Here is a 23,115-nt window from a genome sequence, read left to right as displayed (position 1 = left end):
CTCAGGCCGCCTTTTTCGGGAGCGCGACGAAGCCGGCCTCGGGTGTGATGCAGGGCGGGTAATGCGCAAGATCAGCCTGCATCCTCAGATGCGGCTTGCCGTAGATCTCGAACTCCTCGATCACATCCCAATGCAGCCGCCGGAACAGCAGGCCGTTCTGCACCTGGACGTTGGCAAGGAAGCGGTGGCAGCCCATGGCATGGGCGGAAGAGACCGCAAGCCGGATCAGGGTGGCGCCGAGAGCGCCGATCTTGCGGAAATCCTCGTGCACCGCCAGCCGCGACCCCCACCACACCCCGGGCTCCGCCTCGTGGATGCGCACGGTGCCGACCAGCTGGTCAGAGACCACGCCCAGCATCGACAGCGCGACGATCGGAATGGCATGATCGTCGATCGCATCGCGATCGTCGCCATCGAAGATTTTCTGCTCCTCGCAGAACACGGCGCGGCGAAGGGCATGAGCCTCCCGTCGCTCCCAGGCTGATGTGGCGAACTTGACCTGGTATTCGGCTGTCTTGAACGGGATGATCGGTTCGAAGATCATGCGGTCAGTCTCCTCTCATAGGTGGACAGTGCCGAGCAGGCGCCGCATTTGCCGCAGCCGGCCTTGATATCGACGGACCTCAGGCCGCTCTCGACCAGCATGCGCGACAGCGGCTCGAGGATCGAATGCATGAAGGCTGGCGATGGGGTGGGATGACTTTCCAGCGGCGTGCCGGAGATCGGCACGAAGGGCACCACGAATGGATAGACGCCTGTCACGACAAGCTTTTCGCAGATATCCAGAATGGCTTCGCGCGTATCGCCGAGACCGGCGAGGATATAGGTCGAGACCTGGCCCCGACCAAAAACCTTTACCGCTGCCTCGAAGGACCGCATGTATTTCTCCACTGGCACCTGCGCCTTGCCGGGCATGATACGGGCGCGGACGTCGGGTGTGACGACCTCCAGATGCATGCCGAGCGTGTCGATGCCGGCCTCCTTCATGCGCTCGAACCAGATATCGTCTTCCGGCGGCTCGCACTGGCCCTGGATCGGCAGGTCGACGGCGGCCTTGATGGAGCGGGCGCTTTCCGCCAGCACGGCGGCACCCCGGTCGTCGCCCTTGGGGGTACCTGTCGTCATGACCATGTGCTTGACGCCATCCAGCTCGACCGCGGCCTTGGCGACCTCGGCCAGTTGCGCGGGCGTCTTGTGGGCGATGGTCCGACCCGCCGCCAATGACTGGCCGATGGCACAGAACTGACAGGTCTTGGTGCGGCTTTGGTAGCGGATGCAGGTCTGCAGCACCGTGGTCGCCAGCACGTCGCGACCGTGCAGCACGGCGATCTGCGAATAGGGAACGCCCTCCGCCGTGGAGCGCTCGTAAAACCGCGGTCGCAGCGGAAAGGAGACTTCGCCCAGCACAGTGCCGTCGCGGCTGATGCGGCTCCGGCCGGTTTCGTCAGGCTTCTCGACGACATAGGGGCTCTCGAAGGCCGGTGCCGTATGCACCGGCACCATGACGGTCATGCCGTCGATGGTCAGCGCCTTGTGATCGGATGGGCCGGCGCCGCCGCGGCGGCTTTCAAGGCCCGCCTTGGGATCGACCAGCCTAGCCCCGAAGGACTGCAACTCGTTGATCAGCGTTTCGGTCGAGGGAAGGGTTCTCGTGTCCATCGGTGTCGATCCTTGTCTGGGTCCGTTCGGGAAGAGGAAGGGCGGCTGGGGTGACCATCGGGGCGGTCGGCCTGTCGTTGAGGACGAGATGCAGCAGTTCGGGGCGGGCATAGTGGCCGACCGAATCCATCATGCGCTTGCGCTTGACGATCAGGCTCATGTCGAGATCGGCAATCAGGATGCCCTCGCCCTCGGTGATCGGCGGGGCAAGATGTTTGCCCTCGGGCGAGATGATCGCCGTCATGCAGCCGCCGGTCAGCGCCTTCTGCAGGCCCTGGTCCGGCGTGATCGACTGGATCTGTTCGGGCGTCAGCCAGCCTGTGGAATTGATCACGAAGCAGCCGCTTTCGAGCGCGTGATGGCGGATCGTCACCTCCATCTGGTCGGCAAAGATGGGGCCGACCAGCGAGCCCGGAAACTGCGCGAGATGGATTTCCTCATGCTGGGCCATCAGCGCATAGCGGGCCAGCGGATTGTAATGCTCCCAGCAGGCCAGCGCACCGATGCGGCCGACGGCACTGTCGACGACCTTGAGGCCGGAGCCATCTCCCTGCCCCCAGATCATGCGCTCGTGGAAGGTCGGCGTGATCTTGCGCCGCTTGAGGATCAGCGTGCCATCGGCATCGAACAGCAGCTGAGTATTATAGATCGTGCCGTGGTCGCGCTCGTTGATGCCCAGCAACACGACGATGCCGTGTTCGCGGGCGGCGGCGGCGACCGCATTGGTGGCGGGCGACGGAACGGTGACCGCCTCCTCGTAGAGCCTGATATGTTCGCGCCCCGACAGGACCGGCGGCAGCACGAAGGAGAAATAGGGATACCATGGCACGAAGGTCTCGGGAAAGACGATCAGCTCTGCACCTTGGGATGCCGCCTCGCGGATCGTTTCCAGCACGCGGGCGATGGTCTTCTCGCGCGAGGTCAGGTCCGGCGCGATCTGGGCGGCGGCGGCCCGCACGATTTTCTTGTCCATGACACGGTCCTTTGGCTGAGGTGAAAAGGCGGCGGGGCGACACGCGCCCCGCCTGATGGGTCAGAGCGTCCAGGTGTCGAGGATGAAGGCGCCGTCGCGACGGTGGATCAGGATCAAATCGAGCACATCGAGCGGGCTGATCGGCTTGATGCCGGGGATCAGCGACGGCTCGCCATGGCCATACAACGCCTGCAGCGCGAACCGGCAGGCATAGACCTTGCCGCCCTCTTCCATGAAACCGGCGATCTGGTTGTTGAAGTTGAGATGTCCGGGGAAGGCTTCGTCGCCGAGTTTGGGGAAGCCGCGCTGTACACCGAGCGTCACGCCCGGACCATACAGCAGGACGGAGGTCTCAAAGCCCTTGCGCTTCAGCCGCTTGGCCTGCAGCAGGTTGACCAGGCCGATCGAGCCTTCGAAGGCCACGGTGTGGAAAGTAATGAGGGCTTTGTCGCCCTCCGCGGCCTGGACGTCTTCGAACACCTTCTCCTCATAGTCGACGAAGAAGTCACCCTTTTCATGGGCCGGTTTGGTCACTGCGGGCATGGATCGCTCCTCTGGTTGAACGTGAGCCTCTCGTGGGGCGCAGTTCAAAGATTGCAAAGCCCGTGCCAAATTGATTTTTGGCAATATCCGATCAAATAATAAGCAGATACATTCAATTATGCATTCAATATAGGGGTAATTTAGAAAGGCCTGTCGAATCCGAAGGCAAATGCCTGCCGAAATCTGCAGCGCTATGGCGCGATTTTGATGCGTTCAATCTGCGATCAATTTATGGGCTTCCGGGGTCCGAGGTATCGAACCTCCGCTTGACTTGGGCTGCTTTGGGCGGTTTTCGTTGAAGAAACGCATCGATTAGCTCGCCGGAGCCGGTCGCACGTCTTTCCTGATGACAGCGCGCAGCTGCGACAATATACAGTCAATGGAACAGTACAGAATCGCGCAGGGCATGATATGAAAGAATGGCTACCAGACCTGACCCGCAGCACCAGCCCGCGCTATATGGCGATCGCCGACCTGATCGAGATGGATCTGCGCAGCGGCGTCCTGGTTGTCGGCGACCGCCTGCCGCCGCAGCGGGATCTGGCAAAGCGCCTTAATATCGACTTTACCACCGTGGCGCGCGGCTATGTCGAGGCGCACAAGCGCGGCCTCGTCAGTTCCCATGTCGGGCGCGGCACCTTTGTGACGGGGGGCGCGGAGCGAGAGCGGCGCGGTTTCCAGCTGGACGCGGCGCCGGACCCGCGCCGAACCCTGGCGATCGATTTTTCCATGAATATGCCGCCGGAGCCCGACGACCCGGCCTTGCTGGCCCGCATGCAGGAGGGGCTCACAGCTGTTGCCACCAATCTGGTGTCGCTATTGCGCTACCAGGGGTTTGGCGGCTCGCCGATGGACAAGGATGCCGCCGCCGCCTGGCTCAGTCGTCGCGGCCTGGTGCCGTCCCAGGAGCGGATATTCGTGACACCTGGCGCCCACCCCGCCCTGCTGGCGATCCTCTCCAACCTGGCAAAGCCTGGCCAGACGGTGCTGTGCGAAAATATCACCTATCCCGGTATTCGCTCGATTGCCGCACAACTGCGCCTCAGCCTCTGCGGCCTGGCCATGGACCAACATGGCGTCATCCCGGACGCGTTGGCAGAAGCCTGCAAAAGCCGCTCGCCCAAGGCGATCTATCTCAACCCCACCCTGCAGAACCCCACGACGCTGACCGTGCCGGAAAAGCGGCGGGAGGAAATCTGCGCCGTGGCCCGCAAATATCACGTACCGATCGTCGAGGACGACGCCTATGGTTTCATCCCGGTCCATGCACCGCCGCCGCTGGCCACCATGGCGCCCGATCTGACCTGGCATATCGGCGGACTGGCCAAATGTATCGGTGCGGGCCTAAGGCTTGCCTATGTCGTTGCGCCGGATACCAAATCCGCCTGGCCCTTCGTCAGCGCCATGCGTGCCAACAATGTCATGGCCTCGCCGCTCAATGTGGCGCTGGCGACGCGCTGGATCGAGGATGGCACGGCCGACACCATCCTGCGCTTCATCCGGACCGAGGCGGCGGCGCGCCAGCAGATTGTCGCCGCCCTGCTGCCGGCCGGCAGTTACCGGGCCGATCCGATCAGCTTCAACATCTGGCTGCCGCTGACCAATGGCTGGACCCGGTCCACCTTCGGCAGCCATATGCGCAATTCCGGCATTGGTGTCGTCGCCAGCGATGCGTTTACCGTCGAGGGTACGCCCGACGAGGCCGTCCGGGTCTGCCTGGGTGGCTCCATCACCCGGGAAAAGCTGAAAGGTGCCCTGGAATTCATGGGCCACGCTCTGGAAGGCTCGCCGGAGATGGCCGGCTCGTTCTTCTAATCCTGCCGTTTCATCGGCAGGCCACATTGTCGCATATTATCTGCATTCAATATCTGATATTGATGCAATCAATATGAAACAAAGTGAGTGACTCACCATGGAAGACCAATTCCCGCCCCTTGCGCCGATGGAAACAGGCATTCGCGGACGCTGCCCGCGTTGCGGCCAGGGCCATATGTTCAATGGCTTCCTGACCCTCAAGCCCCGTTGCGAGATCTGTGACCTGGATTACGGCTTTGCCGACCCGGCGGATGGTCCGGCCTTCTTCGTCATGTGCTTTGCCTGCGTGCCGAGCATGCTGCTGGGCGTGTGGTTCGAGATCGTCTATGAACCGGCCTGGTGGGCTCATCTGCTGGTCACCATACCGTTCATGGCGCTCACCTGCATATTGCCGCTGCGCCCGCTGAAGGGTTGGCTGGTCGCAAGCCAGTTTTTCTACAAGGCCGAAGAGGGACGGCTGGTCAAAGCGGACGAGTGAGGATGAGCGCATTTTCTACGGGTGGTCGGCGCCTGAAATGCACGGCTTGTCGAGATCTGGAAGACCTGTTCCCTAGTAGACCGAAGATCAGGAAATTGATCCGGGCGGATGGCTGAAGCGGAACTCTCTCCCGCCATCCGCAATGTCGATTTAGATGCTGAGCCTAGCCACCGTCTCTTCGGGGCTCCGTTGCGAAAGATCCGTTGATGCCGGAAAGAGCGCTGGTGATTTTCAGCGAGACTTTTGATGAGCGATTTCGCTGCGCGGACCTTCGGTTCAAGTGGCGGCATTTCCAGGCCGAGGTGATCTTGTGGTGAAACAGCTGATCAAGCCGGTCAGAGGGTTCAAGACGTTGAAAACGGCCTATGCGACGATCAAAGGAGTCGAGGTCATGCGCGCTTTACGCAAGGGGCAGGCTGCAATTTTCAATCTAACCGGCGACATTCGTGGAGAGGCTCGCATGGTAGAACGCGCTTTCGGCATTGGGCCGAGCGCGGTCACCGAGGTGGTGGCCCGGCTCGCGCAGAATCTCGATGCCAAAACCGCGTGATTGAGGTGTAGGAAGGCCTCTTCAAGGCCAAGCGAAATGTTTGCAATGGAGCCCATTCAGGCACTGCTCGGCAAGCCCTATGACGGCCACAGGCTGGCAACCGTCATTCCCGCTATCGAGGCGCAGGTTAGCGCGACGCCTCCCGCATCATCGCCGCCGCCGGAGACATGGGCCACAACGCCCCGAAAACCCACCGCTTCAAGGTCTATACCCCCAGGCCAGAACCGCGGCGTGACCGAAGCGGTCAAGCGCCAGATGCGCAGACAAAAGAAGTTCTCGATCAAGTGTCGCCATTTATAGATTTCCCTGTCGATTCCGATAGATATGTGAAACGCGATCAACCACACAATGCCGGAGTCTCGGAAGATGGGATCGCCATGCCGAGCTTCGACACGATATGGATGCGCCGTCCATGGGTGGCGGCCTCCATGATCGCGGTCAGAACTTCCAGCACATGGAACGCAACCTCGCCCGAAGCGCGGTGGGGTCTGTCCGCCGCGATCGAAGTGGCGAGGTCGGCGAGGCCCAGACCGCGATAGTTGGCGAACAAGGGCTTCACATCGTCGGGGAAACCGGCCATGCCGGGATAGGGATAATTGGGCTCACCGTACGGCAGTGCAGATGTATCGATCTCCTCCCAGGGATCGCGTCCTACGCCAATCTCGATTTTGCCCGCGAAGAAATTGGGATCCGGGATCCGCAGGGAGGCTTCGGTTCCGTGTAGTTCGAGTGGCGGTAGGCTGTGCTTCCAGATATCCCAGCTATAGGAAAAACTGACCTGAGCTCCACATTCGAAATAGAGCATCCCCTGCACCGTCGTAAAGGTCTCGACCCTAATGGTCTCTCCCTGACGGGCCGCTCCGGGCGTGGTAATTGTCCGCTCCGCAAAGCCGATAAGGCCGCTTGCTTCCACGGCGGTAACGCCGCCCAGAAGTGCCGTCATCAGCGCGACGTAGTACGGTCCCATGTCCAAAACCGGCCCCCCGCCCGGCTTGAAGAAGAAATCCGGGCTGGGATGACGCGCCTCCATGCCATGGTTCATCATTGCCGAGGTCCCGATCAATGGTCGACCGATACGCCCCGAGACGATCAGTTCGCGCGCCGTCGATACCCCTGGTCCCAGAACTGTATCCGGCGCTGAACCTATCCGCACACCCGCCTCTGCCGCGGCGTCCAGAATGGCGCGCGCATCGGCAAGCGACGTTGCCAGCGGCTTTTCAAGATAGACATGCTTGCCGGCTGCGATTGCTTGCAGGGCAATGGGGGCGTGCGCTTCCGGGATCGTCAGATTGAGGATGGCATCGATGTCATCGCGCGTCATCATCGCCTGCACAGTCATTGAGTTGATGCCGTATTGCGCCGCCTTTGCAGCGGAAGCCTCTGGCCGGATGTCGGCGACACCGGCAATCTTGAACGACGGAAACAGCGGGGCATTGCGAAGATAGATATCGGAGATGCTGCCGCAGCCGACCACGCCGACGCGCATTGGAGCCAGATGTATCATTTACGCGATCTCCCCTGCGAGAATCCTGAGCTGGGCCATGGCCTTACTTGCAAAGCGGACGTAGTCCTTCGGCATATCGTGTTCGGCCACGGAAATGCTTGCGCCGGCCTCGATCGCCGCAGCCCAGAGCGCATCCCAGGGCAGGATGCCTTCACCGGGATCGGCCCAGCCCATCTCATCCTCGTTTTCGCCCGGGCGGGCCATATCCTTGAAATGGATACTGCATATGCGTCCGTGGTATCGTCTCATCCATTCGAACGGGTCCTGGCCGGAGCGCGCCAGCCAGGCGACATCCATTTGCCACTGCATTTCCTCACCCAGGATATGTTGGATGGCCGTGCTGCCGTCCTCCAGCCGAGCCATGTCCCAGTTGTGGTTGTGCCAGGCAAAGCCGAAGCCTTCCACCTCCACGCGTCTGCGCATGTCTTCCAGACGCGCCCCGATCGCCTTCCAACCGGCGACGTCCGTCGCACGGTTGGCGGGAGGCAGGAAAGGCACTATCATCGTTTCGATGCCGAGAATGCGGGCTGCCTTCATATGGCGCTCAAGCTCTGATTCCAGCGCCGAAAGCGCGAAGTGGCCCGTCGGAGCGGAGAGATTGTATTGATCGAGCAGCTCTCGCATTTGTGCCGGGTTTTCATAGAGGTCGCGATAGGTCTCGATCGCCCGGAAGCCGATTTCGGCCACACGACGAAGCTGCTCGGAAATTGGTGGAAACTCCCGCGCCGAAAAAATCTGGAAACAGAAAGGTTGTAGCATGGTCATCTGGAGGACTTCTTCCGATATGTATTTTTGAAGATTAAAGACGCAGACCGCTGGCGGTGTCGAAGAGATTGACCTTCGCGGCGGCGACACTCAAATGCAGGACGTCCCCCCGACCTCCCTCGAATTCGCCCGGCACCCGCAGCGCCAAGGCGTCTTCTCCGGTTCGTCCATGAACGATCGTTTCCGGCCCCATGGCCTCAACCAGTGTGACGGACATTGCCGGTCCGCCAAGGTCTTCAGGCACAGGTTGGATATGTTCCGGCCGTATCCCCAGGACGGCCGGACCTTGGCGAAAAGGTCCAGCCGGCTCATATCCCGTGAGGGGCACATCCACGGCCGCAGATCGGAAACAGGCGCCATCAGGGCCTATCTCGACCTTTCCGTCGATGAAATTCATACCCGGTGTGCCGATGAAGGATGCGATGAAGCGATTGGCCGGACGATGGTAGATTTCATGCGGCGTGCCGAGCTGCTGGATGATCCCGTCCTTCATGACGGCAACCCTGTCACCAAGTGTCATGGCCTCGATCTGATCATGGGTGACATAGATCATCGTGGAATCGAGATCCTGATGCAGGCGTTTCAACTCGACCCTGAGTTCGGAACGCAGCTTCGCATCGAGATTCGACAGCGGTTCGTCAAAGAGGAAGACCCCGGCTTTCTTGACCAATGCCCGGCCGATGGCGACGCGCTGTCGCTGGCCTCCAGACAATTCCGCGGGGCGCCGCTTCAAAAGTGGCTCCAGCTGCAAAATCCGGGCCGCTTCGGCAACGCGAGCACCGATTTCGGCTTTCGGCGTCGATGTCATCCGAAGGCCGAACGACATGTTCTGCTCGACCGTCATCCTCGGATAGAGCGCATAGGACTGGAACACCATGCCGATGCCTCTCTTCGAGGGTTCCGCATAGGTCACATCAACGTCGCCGATGCAGATCTGGCCTGAACGGATGTCGTTCAGCCCCGCGATCGCGTTCAGCAGTGTAGACTTGCCGCATCCCGACGGTCCGAGCAGAACCAGAAACTCACCGGTTCGGACATCGAGGTTCATCTCTTTCAGGATTTCCAGATCGCCATAGGCAATGGTCAGGTCGCGAACCGAGACGCTGGAGCGGGCTCCCAGGGGAGCGGAGGGGGTTGCTTCTATCATGATCAGCCTTTCACAGCCCCGGCGGTTACTCCGCGAACCAGGAGCTTGCCCGAGAGAAAATAGACAAGAAGGGGAACGAGGGCGGTGATGATGGTCGCGGCCATGTCGATATTGTAGTTGCGCTCGCCCTCGACCGTATTGACGATGTTGTTGAGCTGCAGGGTCATCGGCGCATACGAACTGCCACCGAAAATGAGCCCGAGTAGATAGTCGTTCCAGATGCCTGTCACCTGCAGCACCAGGGCTACCACGAGGATCGGCATCGACATGGGGAGCATGACGTAGACAAACATCTTCCAGAACCCGGCGCCGTCGACACGCGCCGCCTTGAAGAGCTCGGGGGGCATCCCGGCATAGAAATTGCGAAAGAGCATCGTTGTCAGGGGCAGCCCAAAGATCACATGGATGCCGATCAGACCGCCCAGCGAACCGAACAGGCCGAAATTGGCGAGTATGCGGGTCATTGGATAGACGAAGACCTGGTAGGGAATGAAGGCGCCGAGCACGAGGCCGCCGAACAGAAGATCGGCCCCGCGCGGCTTCCATGTCGAAATCGCATAACCGTTGATCGCCCCGAACAGGACGGAAATGATGACCGCCGGAACGGTGATCAGGACCGAATTGACGAAGCCGCCGCGAATTCCGTCGCAGACAAGGCCCGTGCAGGCCGACGACCACGCCGCGATCCAGGGTTGGAACGTCAGGTTGTGGGGCCACGCCAGGAGATTGCCGAGCCGGATTTCATCCATAGGCTTCAGGGAAGTCACCAGCATGACCCAAAAGGGCAGAAGGAAAAACAGCATGCTCGCGAAGGCGAAGATGTAAAGTCCAATGCGGCCCGAAGAAAAGAGCCGAGGCCTGCTGCGGGGGATTGGCTTGCGGTCGACCTGCATAGCCGAGGCTTGACGATCCATATTCAGTGACCTCCCGAATTCTTCGCCTTGCGCGCTTCGCAATACATCCAGGGTCCGACGATGGCGACGACGCTTACAAGGATGAGCGTGATGGAAGCGGAGGCGAGGCCGATGTTCTGGCGGGCAAAGAGGTTGTCCATTGCGAACTTAGCCGGGAGTTCTGTTGACATTCCCGGGCCGCCATTGGTCAGCGCGACCACGAGGTCGTAGGCCTTGACCACGGAGATGGCGAGCATGATGACGGAGACGGCGACCATTGGCCTGATCATCGGCAGCACGATCCGCAAATAAACCTGCCAGGTCGGTATGCCATCGACCCTTGTCGCCTTCCAGACATCTGCGTCCACGCCGCGCAGACCGGCCAGCAGGATGACGGATATCAGGCCGGTCGATTGCCACGCTCCGGCAATGATCATGACATAGATCGCGAGATCCGGTCGGGTCAGCCAGTTCAGCGTGAACGTTTCCCAGCCCCAACCCCTGACGGTCGACTGGATACCCAATGCCGGATTGAACATCCATTGCCAGGCGAGCCCGGTGACCACGAACGACATGGAATGGGGGTAGAGGTAGACGGTCCTCAGGAATCCTTCGCCGCGGATGCGGCTGTCCATCACCACGGCCAGAAGAAAGCCGAACACGAGACACCAGACTATGAACCCTGTGCCGAAAATCAAAAGATTTTCCACTGACACCGACCAGCGCGGCGTCGCTATCAACCGTCGATACTGGGACAATCCCACAAAATCGAACTGTGGAAAGCCTCGAGAGCTTGTAAAGGACAAGACCACGGTGAATATCAGCGTCCCGAAATAGGCCATCAACAAGATGGCCCACGCCGGAACAACGGCAATTTGCTCCATACGGATGCGGAACGGAGGACGGCTTGATGCGCGCCGTCCGGGCGTGGTGCTCTCCATCGTGAATCTCGCTCTCAGCCGAATTTATCGAGCGAGTTCAATTGCGGAGATTAGTTGCTCCGATAGATCGCCCGCAGTTGAAGTGGGGTTCGACCAAGCCTGCACCAGGGCGTCGGTGACAGCTCCCCATACATCGGGCGAGACAAGCTGCGCCGGCGCTGGCACCTGATTTTCGGGCAAAAGCACAGCTGGGAACATCTTCTGCGCACAGGCGTCAAGCTGGCTGACGTCAAAATCCTTAGCGATCGGAAGTCCGCCCTTGGCCTTGGCGAAATCCAACTGCACCTTGGGCTCAAGCAATGTCTTGACGAGCAGAGCCTGCCCCTCCTGATGATTGGCGTCCTCCACGAGGGGGAAAACGAACACGTCACTGCCGATCTGGTAGATCCGCTCGCCCGGGCCTGAGAAACAACCGACATCAATGCCCGGCTTCATTCCGGCATTGGTAATTTCCCCCTTGGCAAAATCACCGATGATTTGAAAACCGGCCTCTCCCTTGATGACCATGTTCGTTGCGATATTCCAGGCGCGGTTCTCTGCTCCTTCGTCGGTATAGGTCCGCAACTTGAGGAAATACTCTGCCACCTTCAGGAACTTCGGCGATGCCAACGCCGCCTGATAGTTGTCGCCCAGAACGTTCGTGTAGAGGTCCCTGCCCCCCGCCTGCATCAGCACGACCGAAAAGAGATGCCTGAGAAGCGCGGGATCGACCCCGAACGCCAGCGGCACGTAGCCAGCAGCTTTGACCTTATCCAGCGCGTCGAAGAATGACGGCCAGTCAGTCAAGGCATCGACATCGACACCGGCTGCCTTCATCACCGGCAGGGAGTAGAAAAAGACGTTCTGGACCTGCATTGACACCGGCAGTCCGTAATAATGACCGTCGCGCAGGACGGCTCGGGCGAGTACCGGCGTTAGAACCTTGTCGTAGCCAAACTCGTTGATCAGCGGCGTCACGTCCCGTAGCAGGTTTTGCTGCACCATCGAGTTCATTTCATTGCCGGCGGTGAACTGGCTGGCTGTCGGTGGATTGCCGCCTATGATCCGGTTGTAGGCAACCGCACGGGCATTTGCGCCCCCTGCAACGGCGCTGTCGATCCACTCGCCGCCTTGGGCGCGATAGGCTCCGGCCAGCACGCCAACGGCTCGGGACTCGCCGGGAGACGTCCACCAATGGGTCACCTCTGCGGCAGGATCGGCGACAGCTTGGGAAAATGACATCGATGTCATCGCGAGCACTAAAAGAGTTTTACGCATGGTTGTTCCCCTGTTTTTTTGAAGTTCCAGGATTCATCTCCGCTTTTGTGCGGCTTGTTATGACATCGATTTCATGCTTGAAATTACACCGTTTGGAATTTATTTCAAGGTTAAAGTTTTTCACTCAAGGGAAGTCCATCCGAAGCAGTTTAGTGAGTGGAATGCCGATATAATGAGTTGCGATACATAAGGTGCCTGCCATGAGCCGTTTACCCCGAATTGTCGATGTGGCCAGGCGCGCGGGCGTTTCGCCTTCCACAGTAAGCCGAGCACTTTCCAATCCGGAAAAAGTGGCGCCCGAAACGCTGGAGATCGTGGCACATGCGGTGGAGGCGGTCGGCTACACCATCAATGTAGCGGCCAGAAATCTTCGCCAGCAGCGCACTCAGGCGGTTTTCGTCCTCGTGCCGGATCTTTCGAGCCCGCTCTTTTCAGAAATCCTCGCCGGGGTCGCCTCGGTACTGACGGCAGCCGGCTACAGCATGTTTGTCGGGGACCAATCCGCCCACAACAGCCCGGGCGGCAAGATAGACCTGCTGAGCTATATGAACCGTAGCAGATGCGATGGCGTCATAGTGCTGGGAGGTGACAACATAGCAGTGCGGTTGCTTGATCGAGCCGATGTGGTGAACGTACCGCTGGTATGCGCCTTCGATTGGCCGCAATCGCTCCCATTTCCGCATATCAGTACAGACAACGCACAGGGTGGGCGCCTTGCCGTCGATCATCTCCATGATCTCGGTCATCGGAAGATCGGGCACATCAGAGGCAATGCCGCGAACTTCGCGGCGCGGCGGCGAGAGGAGGGCATGCGCCAGCGCATGCGCGAACTCGAATTGCCCATACGGGAAGACTGGTTCCTCAATGGGGACTTCCGCTTCGACGCTGGCGTTGGCGCCGCAGCCGTTTGGCTGGCGATGCCGGCCAGCGATCGGCCGACGGCAGTGTTCTGCTGTTCAGATGAGATCGCGATTGGGTTCATTGGCAGCCTGCAACGGGCGAAAATCGAGGTCCCGAAGGATGTTTCCATCATCGGATTTGATGGCATCAAGTTCGGAGCCCACCTGTCGGTTCCCTTGACGACCGTTGCGATTCCATTGCTTGATGTGGGCGTGTTCTCCGCGGAGACGCTTGTCAAAGCGATCCGGACAGCTGCCGCACGACCGCCGGCGGTGGAGCAGCCCTCCCGGCTTATCCTGCCCGTCCAATTGGTAGAGAGAGACAGCGTTCGCGTCCTACCAGTCGTCGAGACTGAGCCTGATCGGAAGAATGACGCCTGATACCGCGCCGTCCCCTTAGCCTGAGAGCGGCGGTGCAAAATTAGTCCACGGTAGCGGCGGAATGGTCCGGGCGCGGGCGGAGTAAAATCCGGCCACCTATTTCCTTCTGCAAAGAACGCAGGAGGGACAGGGGATCTACACTGTGGAATTATATCTGAAGGTTCGCCTGGCGGTCTCGGAAGGGATGACGCAGCGTCAGGCCGCGAAGACCGGCGGAGAATTCCCATCAATCGGCCCGGCGGCGAGAACGGATCATGAAGGGCTTCACGTCAGCCCGACGTCTCCAGTGCTTCGTTTCAATCCGTGACCCTGTCGCCAACCTTTTCCACATTCCGCGCCACGAGATCTCGTCAGACCATCACCGCGAACTGACAACCGAAGCCATGCAGATGCGGAACGAAATCGCACGCCTGCAAACCGCATAAGCGAAAGCCGCCCGCAACATTTCTGACCGGTGGCGATTAACTTGACGGTGCCCTTACCTATGCACCTCTTGTGGAAGGACTCGCGGCTATAGGCACCGACGAGAAGGAGACAAACATCAGGAACAAACTTGCCAAGGGGAAGTTTTCCGCGGCGTATTTTCTCCAGTGCCTTGAAGCGGTCGGCTCCCAGCAGATCTACCTTGGCAATTAGCCGCTTCTGGCAACAATGCGCGATGCGGTTGCCTGTGACCGTGGACACCCTAGCGAGCCCGAACCACCCAGGCCATGATATCCCTGACAGCGAACTTGGTCGCCACGGTCAGCCACGGCTCATCCCGATGCCGTGGCCAGAGCTACCCGCAGTGTCAATGATGGACAGTCAGCAATTGCCGGGTCGCGCCGAAGCGAGCCTTTTGATGTTTTCCATTGACAGACCACTGGAAAATTCTTCCTGCAATTCCGATGCGAGAATTTGACGAGCGGCATTAAGATGCGCTGCGGCAGCGTTTACCCCCTGCGATTCAGCGATGCCAATAGCATAACCGATCATGTTTATCAGCGCCAAAAGCTCTTGTTGGCGTTCGCTCGTCTGTAGGTCGATAATCGTATTTGCCATGAGCGTTCCTCGTGAGCTGCGTTGTAAAGCCATAGTCTCACAGGCGCAGGAAGGCTGCGCGTTGCAAAATCGTTGCACACGCGTGGCGCGATTCAGGCTCAGGTCTACATTGCCGGTTAGTTTTGACCTGGTGGATACATTTTCCGCCAAAGCGGCGTTGCATTGAAATTCCAGGCATGGTTTCGAGGCGCTTTCGGCGTTGGATCGTTCAGCGCCTCAACCAGTTCAAGAGCGTCCAGCCGCTTTTGGTCAACCCATTCCGTCTCAATAATTGCAGACAGAGTGGTCCAGTCCATGCCCGCTGCCTGCACAATCCGCTTCCAGCTTCGATCCTTGAAATATAACGAACGTGCGGCTCGAGCGATCTGCAGACAGTCTGAAACGGATAAAAGCCGGTCGTCGCGCGCCCTGCTCAAGGTGGAATCGACACTCACGATGGGCACTGTCAAGGCGAGATAATTCAGCTCGGCGGGGCCATGTAACAGCGCCACATCGGCGTCATCGACCCGCCGACCCGACATATAGTCTTCAAATATCCGACCAAGACCGATCATTCCGAAGGATGCACATTCCGCAGCACGCAGGGCCCCCATACTGGCCGCCCCATACACCGGGATATGGCTTGATAGGGCAAAGAGCAGTTCTTTGTGCCAAACCGGCGCCACATATTCAAACAGCCCATCGATCAGTCCGATGGCCGTTGCGCCGTCGGCGACGGCGCGCATAACATCTCCCTGACATGCAGGTGGTCTGATTTCTACATCGAAGCCGGCAAACCGGCATGCGTCCGGCAGGCTTGGACCAACAAAGGCGACCTTCACTGAAACACCTTATTCAGCGCACGATTTCCATAGCGCTGGCGGCGCTCGCCTTCAGGATTTTCGAGCTGGGGAACCAAAAGCTTGGCGACAAACACAGGTAGCCACTGCGGAGTGATGTCAACCGCGTAAATTTCCGTGATACCCTGGGCCTGCAGGCGGCCAAGAATGGCGCGGATCGCCTCGGCCGTGGATGTAACGTGCAGCATCGGCATATCGCCAAGCCCTCGAGATGGGCGCGCATCGAAGGCGGCCACGGTTTCGGGATGAAGAACCCGGTTGAACGTTTCCGGCATCAAATCATCTCGTGCACCGGAGATAAATGTCATGCGTGACTGCACTGCCTCGGTGACGGCCCTTGCCGCGGCCAAGACAGGAGAGGTGGCTGATCCAGCGCCAAGTGTAACATCGACATATCGCAAGGGCGGAGCGCGACAAGGTTCCTTCGGTCCCAGCAGTGCTGCCACGCAGGGTATGCCGAGATCACTGGTGATGTCGAAAAGCGCCACGTCCTGCCCGGCGTTTCGAATTCTGCTCAGAATTTCCTGCAGCTCACCATTGGGAATGCTCTCTGGCTCTATTCTGGAGCCATACCGCCTTGCCGCTGAGGTTACCTGCCAAAGGGTGAGGGCGTCACGTTCAACGCGTTCGAGCAATCCATGCAAGATGGCTTCTTCCAGCGTATTGCCTGACGCCAGACCATCGGACGATTGCCAATATCGAGGGGAGGCTACAGTTCGGTCGAGATGAACCGCCTCGAACGGAACCCATACGTTGCCGCCCGTCAAGAGATCGGACGCGCGAGCCCAGTCAATGGGCTCATCAAGTTCGACCGGATTGGCGGTTTGGCCCAACAGACAATCCAGCGTGGTGGCGGATTGTCCGGCCGATCGAAGGGATCTCAGGCTTTGGGTCGTTACATCACAAACGGGATTGGTCGCGACAGATCGCTCGATGGCCTCCATAACCGCCGATGCCCTGGCCGCCTCGTCATCAAGGCCCTTGCCTTGAGAGATGACGATTGCCTTTGCATTAGGGGTATAGGCACACCACACAGGGATTCCGATCCGATCCAGGTCGGTCTGTCGTGCTATCCGGGTAATGCCCAGTCGGGAAAGATAGGGCGAGACCCTGGCGAGGGTCTCGCGGGGTGGACACGCTCGGTGGAAACCAATGGCCAAGCGGGTCCCGTCAACCTTCATGATGGCTGGAGGCCACCGCCGCTGCAGACGAAACGGCGACTGCGAAGTCGATCCCCTTGACGACAGTCAATCCTTGCTCCCGCAATGATGCCGCCGCTGCAAGCTCACCCGACAAGGGTTCACTCAAGAGCACGATCGTTCCGGCTGTAAAATCTGCGAGCCAGAGCCCGGGTTCACCTGTCACGCCAATAATTGCAGCATTTGCCATGGATCTCTCCTTCTTAAAAACCGGCCCTTACGAGGCCCTCGCGATAAAGTTCAGTTTGCCAGTATTCTTTGTGCGGTATCATTCTCAACCATAGGTCAAGATCGAAGTTGGGATTGTCTTTCAGTACTCTTAGTCGACATGCCCGTGCTTTCACTGCCTCGCCCAGCATGCCCCAGCAGGCGGCCGCCAGGCGGCTTGCGGGTCGGCTATCGCGCATACGATCAATGTAGCTGAGAGCTTGTCGATATTCGCCGAGGAAATAGCTGGCTCCGGCCGCAGTCCAGAAATACGTGTCGGGCGGCATCGGATTGAGCGCGATGGCCGATGTGATTTTGGCGAGCGCTGCTGCCGGATTGCTTGCGTGAACCAGGCTGTCGGCATGACTGTAAAGAGCGTCGGCGTAATGGGGACTGATCGCTTCCGCCTCGCTGAGCGCGTTCAAGCTGTCATCGATTTTACCCAAGTAGAGTTGGCTGACGCCCAGCTCCTTGAATGCGCTGGCGCTCGGACCGTGTTGCCGGATCGCAGCCTGGGCAAGCCTTTCCGCATGAAGAAGCAACTCGTTGTCACCCCTGGCGGTGAGAAGCCATTCTATGCTCAATGTTCGTGACATGCCGGCAAGTGCCGCTGGAAAGCCTCGTTCGTCCTCAAGCGCCTGCTTGAAACATCGGCGGGCCTTTCGTATCGACGGCAGCGTCAGCGTGGAAAGGCCCTTCAGGCCCTCAAGATAAGCAAAATAAGCTTTGGGTCGATGATGGAAGTCACCGGCAAATTCGGCGCTTGCAGTAATTCTTTCGATGATCGAACGCTGAATCGCCATTGAGATCGCGGCACGCTGTTCAGCAATCGTCTGGGCATCAAGTTTGAAGCGCGTGGCCCACACAACTTCGTCGGCAGGCATGAAGATCAGTTGGACAAACAAGCAGTCCTCTGTTCGTTTGGTGTCCAGCGCGTATATCACGTTATATTTTTGAAGGATCGCTGCTTTGTCCTTGGACGCTTGAATCCGTTCGGCCGTGTATGGCGCGACGATCGAAACTGCCCGGCTCGCACAAAGGCTAATCGTCAGATCTTCGATCAGTGCATTGGCAACCGATCCTTCACGTCGCGCACTTTGCACCGTTTCCGGCGGCAACAATGCCAAGCGTAGGGGAGAGGGCTCGACAAGGCTGCCATCCTGGCCCTTCATGGGCTGCGGTTGCAGGGGGACAACATGGGCGCCGACGCGTCCAGCGGGCTTCTGCGAGCGCTTGGCATCCAATCGTGCCGTCAGGAGCGCCCTGACTTCTTCATCGGCCGGGTCGTGTTCCAAAAGCAGAACTGCGGCTCGTCTCAACTCGGCTCTCAATGCGCTCGCATCAAAAGATGCATGGTGCCGAATGAATTCCGATCGCAGATGTCCGGCCAATCTGTTGCGAACATCGCGAATCCAGCCATCCAGTGGCGTTGTCCCGTTGCCCATTGATGGCAGAAATTGCATGGCGACAGCGTCATTTGCCGCCCGAAGCCGATCCATCGGATCTACCAGGTCCACAAGGCTCAAGTCACAACGCACGGATGTGCGATTGATCGAAAGGGCCTGCCCGTTGGCCTCGATAAGCGAAGGAAGCGTTTGAGGTATGGCAAGGGCCAGACGGTGCAATGTGGACCGAAGGTTTGTATGGGCCGTCTCCCGGCTACCTTGCCAAAACAGGCTTGCCAGCTCTCGCCGTGAAATTGGTTGGCCCTTATCATAGAGATAAGCCAACAGAACGAGCGCGACCAAAGGGACCCTTAGGACCTGTCCGATATCGTCTTCAAGTCGACAGGTGCCAAATGTGGTGAGGGTAAAACCCATCGATCATTAAGGTGCCGTTTGTTGGGATTCACTGTCATGCATCGAGTCCGACGCATCGATACCCAACGACCGGATAAGGCTCAGCACAGTTTGTCGAACACGCTTGTCCTCAATAGCGGAAAAGGCAGCCGCAAGAGCAATGCCCTCCCTGGAGTTCATGAACTCGGTCAGGATACCTGGGCCGATATCGGAATCATTTGATATCGTACCGGGTCCACCTTCAAAGAAGAAGGGAATCGGTACGTTTAGGAGCTCGGCAATGTGTTGAAGACGACTGGCACCAACCCGATTGATACCCTTCTCATATTTCTGGACCTGCTGAAACGTCAGCCCCAGGCCGTCGCCAAGCTTTTCCTGGCTCATACGCAGCATAGTGCGACGCAGTCGGATACGCGAACCTACGTGAACATCGATTGCATTAGGAGTTTTCTTCATAAACGCTCCACCATTTTGCATCAGGCCCATATCATTGCTTGAATTCATCTTGACATGCAACCGCACTTTTTAGCCTTCCCGGTGGAAAAAAGTTCGATTCATTGAAAGAGCGATGACGAATAAATCTCATCCAGCCGAGATTTCACGACCTCAATCATGAGTCGTAATCACATAGAGATACAACACAACAGGAGGTCATGACGCCATCGTTCCAGGCCCCTGCATCGGGCTTGCTGCATCCGCAAAGCCGGGATTGGATTTTTCTGTCAACCCTTTCAAGGAGCGAGTGCCTGTGTCAAACACATAGTGCAATTCGAGCATCGCAGTTGCTGAGCGGTTCGAGGCGACGCATGCGTGGGCGCATCTCTAGCCCCGATCAACGATCTCGACTTTCGTTCCCGTATCATCGCCTTCGAGAACATCTTCACCACCGAGCCGGGCCAGTACCGGCAGACGCCGGCGGAACTCGCCGAAACGGTCAAGGCGGTCAACCACCCCAATGTCGTCGCCCTGATCGACTTCAGCCACGCCTATATCGAATCGACCTTCCGCGGCCTCAATTTCCGCGAACAGATCGCCGCCATGGCACCGGTCACCGGCCATCTGCACCTGCATGACAGCTTTGGCCGTCCGCAGGGCTTCTACAAGGGCCACCACCTGCAGGAAAACACCGCCATGGGCATTGGCGACCTGCACATGCCTCTCGGCTGGGGCGATATCGACTGGGAGGACATCTTCTCCGAGCTCGCTTTCCTGCCCGGCACGATGGCGATGATGGAAGTCGGCGCCCGCTACCGCCGCGAGCAGCCGGAAAGCCTCGAACGCGCTCGCAAGCTGATGGCGCTCAACGACCGCAAACAGGCCTTCGCTGCAGAGTAGCGCCGAGTATGGGACCATTGCATTGATCACGCGGCACAAGATTGCGGTGGGTGATCGCCGGTGCGTGCATCTCCGACGGACATGGGTAGGCTCTACGCCGAAGCTTCGAGTTTCAGCGAACTCTAGAGGCTCTCACTCCAGTACGGTCTCGACTAAGGGATGCAGGAAGCTGGTTCGGACTTCAGGCTAGGCCGACAGCGCATGGACGCGGCGCAGCATAGAAAGACTCACTCACCGTGGCGACGAGTGATCATGCTCTGAGTGCCGCAAGGACGGTCCAAGGCAATGATCTGGGCGCTTGCTATTCGTCGCCAGGCACACCGTAGGACGGCGCCGCCAAAGGATTGAGCGCACGCATGACATAATCGGCCGCCTGAGGTTTGTAGACATCCCATGCTCGGGCGACTGCCAGAACCGGGCAGTCCTCATCCAACCAGTCTATCCGAAGCTCCGCATAAGGCCAACTCTCACGATCCACGATCAGCAGACCAGCCGAATGGACGGGGCCTGCCTCGCCGCCGGCCTCCATGGCGGCGTGAAGTGCAGCGACAAGTCTGTCCCCCAGTGGCCCCTTGCCGGCCTCAAATGCTTTGACCATGGCTTGTGGTACGCCGTCGTTCGCCAAGAGGTTGCCACCTGCCACGCAGCCCTTGCCGGAAGCCGATGTCCAGATGCCAAGCGCCTTGGCGCCGGAATGGATAGATGTCTTGCCATTCGCATCGACGGCAAGAACTTGCCGGTAGTCCGGATATGCGTCGTGCTCCCGCGCGGCCGCGACGGCTTCATCCGCATTCGCGCCGGTCGCAAGCCGGTCAAGCACGAACGGGCCGAGTGCCGGGTTCGTCACGTTCTGCGTCGAGACGGCGCCGACGCCGGCGCGCGCCCAGGCGCAGCGGGCTGCGACCGCCGGGGAGGAGGAGGAGATTGCCACGCCGAACTGGCCGGTTTCGGCGCAGCGCGCCACGATGGAAAAGGTCATGCGGAAATCTCCTGTCTTGCGCCGGTTGCGATCAGTCCGGAATGACGGCGGTGGCGTCGATCTCGACCAGCCAGTCAGGGCGGGCGAGCGCAACGACGACGAGGCCGGTGCAGACCGGGTGTACGCCCTTGATGTACTCGCCCATGGTGCGATAGACCGCCTCGCGGTGGCGCACGTCGGTCAGATAGACGACGAGCTTGGTGACGTGCTCCATCCTGCCACCGCATTCCTCGACCAACTGGCGGATGTTCTGCATGACCTTGTGGGTCTGTTCGACCGGATCATGGCTGTCGATATTTTTGGCGGTTTCGAGATCCTGTGGGCACTGCCCGCGCAGGAAAATGGTGGCGCCGCGCGCAACGACCGCCTGGCAGAGATCGTTGTCGAGGTTCTGCTCGGGATAGGTGTCCTTGGTGTTGAACTTGCGGATGCGGGTATGGGCCATTCTTTTCTCCATCGGATCAGGCGTGTGGTGTGACATGGTGGCCGCGCGGGCTGCTTAGCCTTGCCGCGCGTAGGCCAGGTAGTTGTCCTGGATAAGGATGTGGTCGGCCACATGCTTGGCATCGTGCCAGACGCCCCAGATGAAGCTCGAGCCGCGGCCGGACAGCCAGGGAAGGCCGAGGAAGTAGATGCCCTTTTCCGGCGACACGCCACGCTGGTGTTTCGGTCGGCCCACCTCGTCGAAGGCGTTGACCTTGAGCCAGCTGTAGTCGAGGCTAAAGCCCGTCGCCCAGATGACCGTGGTTACGCCAGCCGCAGCCAGATCCAATTCACGCAACGGGTTGGTGACGCAGTCGACCTGCGGTCCAAGCACCCGTGCTTGCGGCTCCTCCGGCAGGTCGAGGCCGTTGCGCGCGACGAAAGCGTCGGCTTCATCCAGTAGCGACAGATAGTTCTGGTCGCCGCGGTCAAGGTTGCGGACGAGGTCGTCGTGAAATGAGAGCTTGCCATCCTTGTAGGCGCCGGTCATGCCGGCCAGCACCATTCCCTCAGCGGCGAGGCGGCGGAAATCGATGGTTTTGCCGCCGCACGCTCCACTGACGGCGATCGTTACATGCTCTGTTCCCGCTGCCTGCGCCTGGGCATCCCACTTGCCGAGCACGCCGAGCCACCAGACGAAATCGCGGCCACGATAGGCGCGCGGCGGTCGGTCGTGCGGGCCGACGGAAAGATAGACCTTTCGGCCCGCACGCATCAGTTCTTCGGCGATCTGCACGCCGGACGAACCCGCACCGACCACGAGCACCGCCCCGTCGGGCAGTTTTTGCGGATTGCGGTAGTCGCTGGAATGGATCTGGTTGAAACCGACGTGCTTTGGAAGGAGTGGCGGAATGCTCGGCTTCTGGAACGGCCCCGTTGCCGCGACCACGTTGAGCGCCTCGATCACGCCGGTGGATGTCTCGACGCGGAAGCCGGGGCGGCCTGCCAGCCGCTCGACGCTGGTGACATCGACGCCGCAGCGGACAGGGGCATCATGTTGCTTGGCATAGGCTTCAAAGTAGTCGGCCACCTGCTCCTTGGGAACGAAGGCGTCGGGATCGCCGGGGAAATCCATGTTGGGAAAACGGTCGTGCCAGGCCGGGCCGTTGGCGACCAGCGAATCCCAGCGCGCGGAGCGCCACCGCTCGGCAATGCGGCCCCGCTCAAGGACGAGGTGCTCCATGCCGTTTTTGCTGAGATGCTCGCTCATGGCGACACCGGCCTGGCCTGCCCCAACCACGAGCGTGTGGATCTTCTCGACTGACATCCATTCGTCCTTCTTCATGCCGTCGGAATCTGTTGATGCCGACACGTCTTTGTCCTCTGGTCTAGCGAAGGGCTTGGGTTCGGAAAATTACGATTTACTGCAGCACTGATTAGGATCGCCGAAAGCAGCCACGTTGCATTAGGAGGACACCCTGCCATTCC

The 23,115-nt window shown here is 59.6% G+C and carries 22 protein-coding genes and 4 pseudogenes; 7 read left to right on the top strand and 19 right to left on the bottom strand.

All coding sequences use genetic code 11. The features are described 5' to 3' along the window. Position 1 precedes the first annotated feature (1 nt). From HFC70_RS13970 to HFC70_RS13955, 4 genes are read right to left on the bottom strand one after another with little or no spacing between them, the layout of a single operon-like run. Complete coding sequence (locus HFC70_RS13970; RefSeq protein ID WP_168473874.1) at positions 2-544, bottom strand: MSMEG_0567/Sll0786 family nitrogen starvation N-acetyltransferase; 543 nt, start codon at positions 542-544, stop codon at positions 2-4. Then, the gene (locus tag HFC70_RS13965; protein WP_210259269.1) at positions 541-1,659 is read right to left on the bottom strand and encodes an MSMEG_0568 family radical SAM protein; all 1,119 of its coding nucleotides are present in this window, start codon (positions 1,657-1,659) and stop codon (positions 541-543) included. The genes HFC70_RS13970 and HFC70_RS13965 overlap by 4 nt, the downstream gene beginning before the upstream one ends. Continuing rightward, entirely contained in the window at positions 1,595-2,632 is a 1,038-nt protein-coding gene (locus HFC70_RS13960; protein ID WP_168473873.1) for a Nit6803 family nitrilase, read from the bottom strand. The genes HFC70_RS13965 and HFC70_RS13960 overlap by 65 nt, the downstream gene beginning before the upstream one ends. 60 nt (positions 2,633-2,692) lie before the next feature. Then, the gene (locus tag HFC70_RS13955) at positions 2,693-3,175 is read right to left on the bottom strand and encodes an MSMEG_0572/Sll0783 family nitrogen starvation response protein (protein ID WP_168473872.1); all 483 of its coding nucleotides are present in this window, start codon (positions 3,173-3,175) and stop codon (positions 2,693-2,695) included. A 411-nt stretch (positions 3,176-3,586) separates the two neighbouring features. Between HFC70_RS13955 and HFC70_RS13950 the strand changes: the two genes are divergently transcribed. The 3 genes and pseudogenes from HFC70_RS13950 to HFC70_RS13940 all read left to right on the top strand — a co-directional run. Continuing rightward, positions 3,587-4,990 carry a PLP-dependent aminotransferase family protein gene (locus HFC70_RS13950; RefSeq protein ID WP_168473871.1) on the top strand — a complete coding sequence of 468 codons (1,404 nt, stop codon included), beginning with the start codon at positions 3,587-3,589 and terminating at the stop codon, positions 4,988-4,990. 97 nt (positions 4,991-5,087) lie between these two features. After that, a complete protein-coding gene (locus HFC70_RS13945; RefSeq protein ID WP_168473870.1) occupies positions 5,088-5,468 on the top strand; it encodes a DUF983 domain-containing protein in 381 nt (126 codons plus the stop codon). Positions 5,469-5,781: 313 nt separating this feature from the next. Further along, a pseudogene (locus tag HFC70_RS13940) lies at positions 5,782-6,018 on the top strand (IS6 family transposase); the annotation flags it as partial. 337 nt (positions 6,019-6,355) lie between these two features. Here the strand turns inward: HFC70_RS13940 and HFC70_RS13935 are convergent. Genes HFC70_RS13935 through HFC70_RS13910 form a run of 6 tightly spaced genes read right to left on the bottom strand, consistent with a single transcriptional unit; the run spans position 6,356 to position 12,525 of the window. Next, entirely contained in the window at positions 6,356-7,522 is a 1,167-nt protein-coding gene (locus HFC70_RS13935) for a Gfo/Idh/MocA family protein (RefSeq protein ID WP_168473869.1), read from the bottom strand. After that, complete coding sequence (locus tag HFC70_RS13930) at positions 7,523-8,377, bottom strand: sugar phosphate isomerase/epimerase (protein WP_168473868.1); 855 nt, start codon at positions 8,375-8,377, stop codon at positions 7,523-7,525. Further along, positions 8,322-9,434, bottom strand: coding sequence for an ABC transporter ATP-binding protein (locus HFC70_RS13925; protein WP_168473867.1), 1,113 nt, complete (start codon positions 9,432-9,434; stop codon positions 8,322-8,324). Before HFC70_RS13925 ends, HFC70_RS13930 begins: the two co-directional genes overlap by 56 nt. 2 nt (positions 9,435-9,436) lie before the next feature. After that, complete coding sequence (locus HFC70_RS13920; protein WP_210259276.1) at positions 9,437-10,327, bottom strand: carbohydrate ABC transporter permease; 891 nt, start codon at positions 10,325-10,327, stop codon at positions 9,437-9,439. 23 nt (positions 10,328-10,350) lie between these two features. After that, a complete protein-coding gene (locus tag HFC70_RS13915) occupies positions 10,351-11,268 on the bottom strand; it encodes a carbohydrate ABC transporter permease (protein ID WP_168473866.1) in 918 nt (305 codons plus the stop codon). Positions 11,269-11,292: 24 nt separating this feature from the next. After that, the gene (locus HFC70_RS13910; protein ID WP_168473865.1) at positions 11,293-12,525 is read right to left on the bottom strand and encodes an ABC transporter substrate-binding protein; all 1,233 of its coding nucleotides are present in this window, start codon (positions 12,523-12,525) and stop codon (positions 11,293-11,295) included. A gap of 200 nt (positions 12,526-12,725) precedes the next feature. On the opposite strand from HFC70_RS13910, the gene HFC70_RS13905 reads away from it, so the two are divergent. The 3 genes and pseudogenes from HFC70_RS13905 to HFC70_RS27280 form a co-directional block, all read left to right on the top strand. Then, complete coding sequence (locus tag HFC70_RS13905; protein ID WP_168473864.1) at positions 12,726-13,805, top strand: LacI family DNA-binding transcriptional regulator; 1,080 nt, start codon at positions 12,726-12,728, stop codon at positions 13,803-13,805. A 212-nt stretch (positions 13,806-14,017) separates the two neighbouring features. Next, a pseudogene (locus tag HFC70_RS26990) lies at positions 14,018-14,230 on the top strand (IS6 family transposase); the annotation flags it as partial. A gap of 64 nt (positions 14,231-14,294) precedes the next feature. Beyond that, positions 14,295-14,441: pseudogene (locus HFC70_RS27280) on the top strand (DUF6471 domain-containing protein); the annotation flags it as partial. A gap of 168 nt (positions 14,442-14,609) precedes the next feature. On the opposite strand, the gene HFC70_RS13900 reads toward HFC70_RS27280, so the two are convergent. The 6 genes from HFC70_RS13900 to HFC70_RS13875 all read right to left on the bottom strand — a co-directional run bounded on the left by HFC70_RS13900 (position 14,610) and on the right by HFC70_RS13875 (position 19,346). Further along, the gene (locus tag HFC70_RS13900) at positions 14,610-14,846 is read right to left on the bottom strand and encodes a hypothetical protein (RefSeq protein WP_168473863.1); all 237 of its coding nucleotides are present in this window, start codon (positions 14,844-14,846) and stop codon (positions 14,610-14,612) included. Between the two features lie 116 nt (positions 14,847-14,962). Continuing rightward, positions 14,963-15,667, bottom strand: a complete 705-nt coding sequence (locus HFC70_RS13895) for a TfuA-like protein (protein WP_168473862.1) — start codon at positions 15,665-15,667, stop codon at positions 14,963-14,965. Continuing rightward, the gene (locus HFC70_RS13890) at positions 15,664-16,866 is read right to left on the bottom strand and encodes a YcaO-like family protein (protein ID WP_168473861.1); all 1,203 of its coding nucleotides are present in this window, start codon (positions 16,864-16,866) and stop codon (positions 15,664-15,666) included. The genes HFC70_RS13895 and HFC70_RS13890 overlap by 4 nt, the downstream gene beginning before the upstream one ends. Then, positions 16,856-17,074: a hypothetical protein gene (locus tag HFC70_RS13885; RefSeq protein WP_168473860.1), complete on the bottom strand. Its 219-nt coding sequence runs from the start codon at positions 17,072-17,074 to the stop codon at positions 16,856-16,858. The genes HFC70_RS13890 and HFC70_RS13885 overlap by 11 nt, the downstream gene beginning before the upstream one ends. 13 nt (positions 17,075-17,087) lie before the next feature. After that, on the bottom strand, positions 17,088-18,911 hold the full coding sequence (locus HFC70_RS13880) for a hypothetical protein (RefSeq protein ID WP_168473859.1): 1,824 nt from the start codon (positions 18,909-18,911) through the stop codon (positions 17,088-17,090). Positions 18,912-18,917: 6 nt separating this feature from the next. Further along, on the bottom strand, positions 18,918-19,346 hold the full coding sequence (locus tag HFC70_RS13875) for a helix-turn-helix domain-containing protein (protein ID WP_168474021.1): 429 nt from the start codon (positions 19,344-19,346) through the stop codon (positions 18,918-18,920). A 405-nt stretch (positions 19,347-19,751) separates the two neighbouring features. Between HFC70_RS13875 and HFC70_RS13870 the strand changes: the two are divergent. After that, positions 19,752-20,225 (top strand): annotated as a pseudogene (locus HFC70_RS13870) (sugar phosphate isomerase/epimerase family protein); the annotation flags it as partial. 301 nt (positions 20,226-20,526) lie between these two features. Here the strand turns inward: HFC70_RS13870 and HFC70_RS13865 are convergent. Genes HFC70_RS13865 through HFC70_RS13855 form a run of 3 tightly spaced genes read right to left on the bottom strand, consistent with a single transcriptional unit; the run spans position 20,527 to position 22,954 of the window. Further along, positions 20,527-21,204, bottom strand: a complete 678-nt coding sequence (locus HFC70_RS13865; RefSeq protein ID WP_168473858.1) for a DUF1028 domain-containing protein — start codon at positions 21,202-21,204, stop codon at positions 20,527-20,529. A gap of 31 nt (positions 21,205-21,235) precedes the next feature. Continuing rightward, positions 21,236-21,649 carry a RidA family protein gene (locus HFC70_RS13860; RefSeq protein WP_168473857.1) on the bottom strand — a complete coding sequence of 138 codons (414 nt, stop codon included), beginning with the start codon at positions 21,647-21,649 and terminating at the stop codon, positions 21,236-21,238. Positions 21,650-21,703: 54 nt separating this feature from the next. Continuing rightward, the gene (locus HFC70_RS13855; RefSeq protein ID WP_168474020.1) at positions 21,704-22,954 is read right to left on the bottom strand and encodes an NAD(P)/FAD-dependent oxidoreductase; all 1,251 of its coding nucleotides are present in this window, start codon (positions 22,952-22,954) and stop codon (positions 21,704-21,706) included. Between the last annotated feature and the right edge of the window lie 161 nt (positions 22,955-23,115).

The sequence above is a fragment of the Agrobacterium sp. a22-2 genome (assembly GCF_012276985.1).
GTDB lineage: Bacteria > Pseudomonadota > Alphaproteobacteria > Rhizobiales > Rhizobiaceae > Allorhizobium.
Note: the sequence above shows the minus strand (reverse complement) of the source record. Positions and strands in the feature narration are given on the sequence as shown.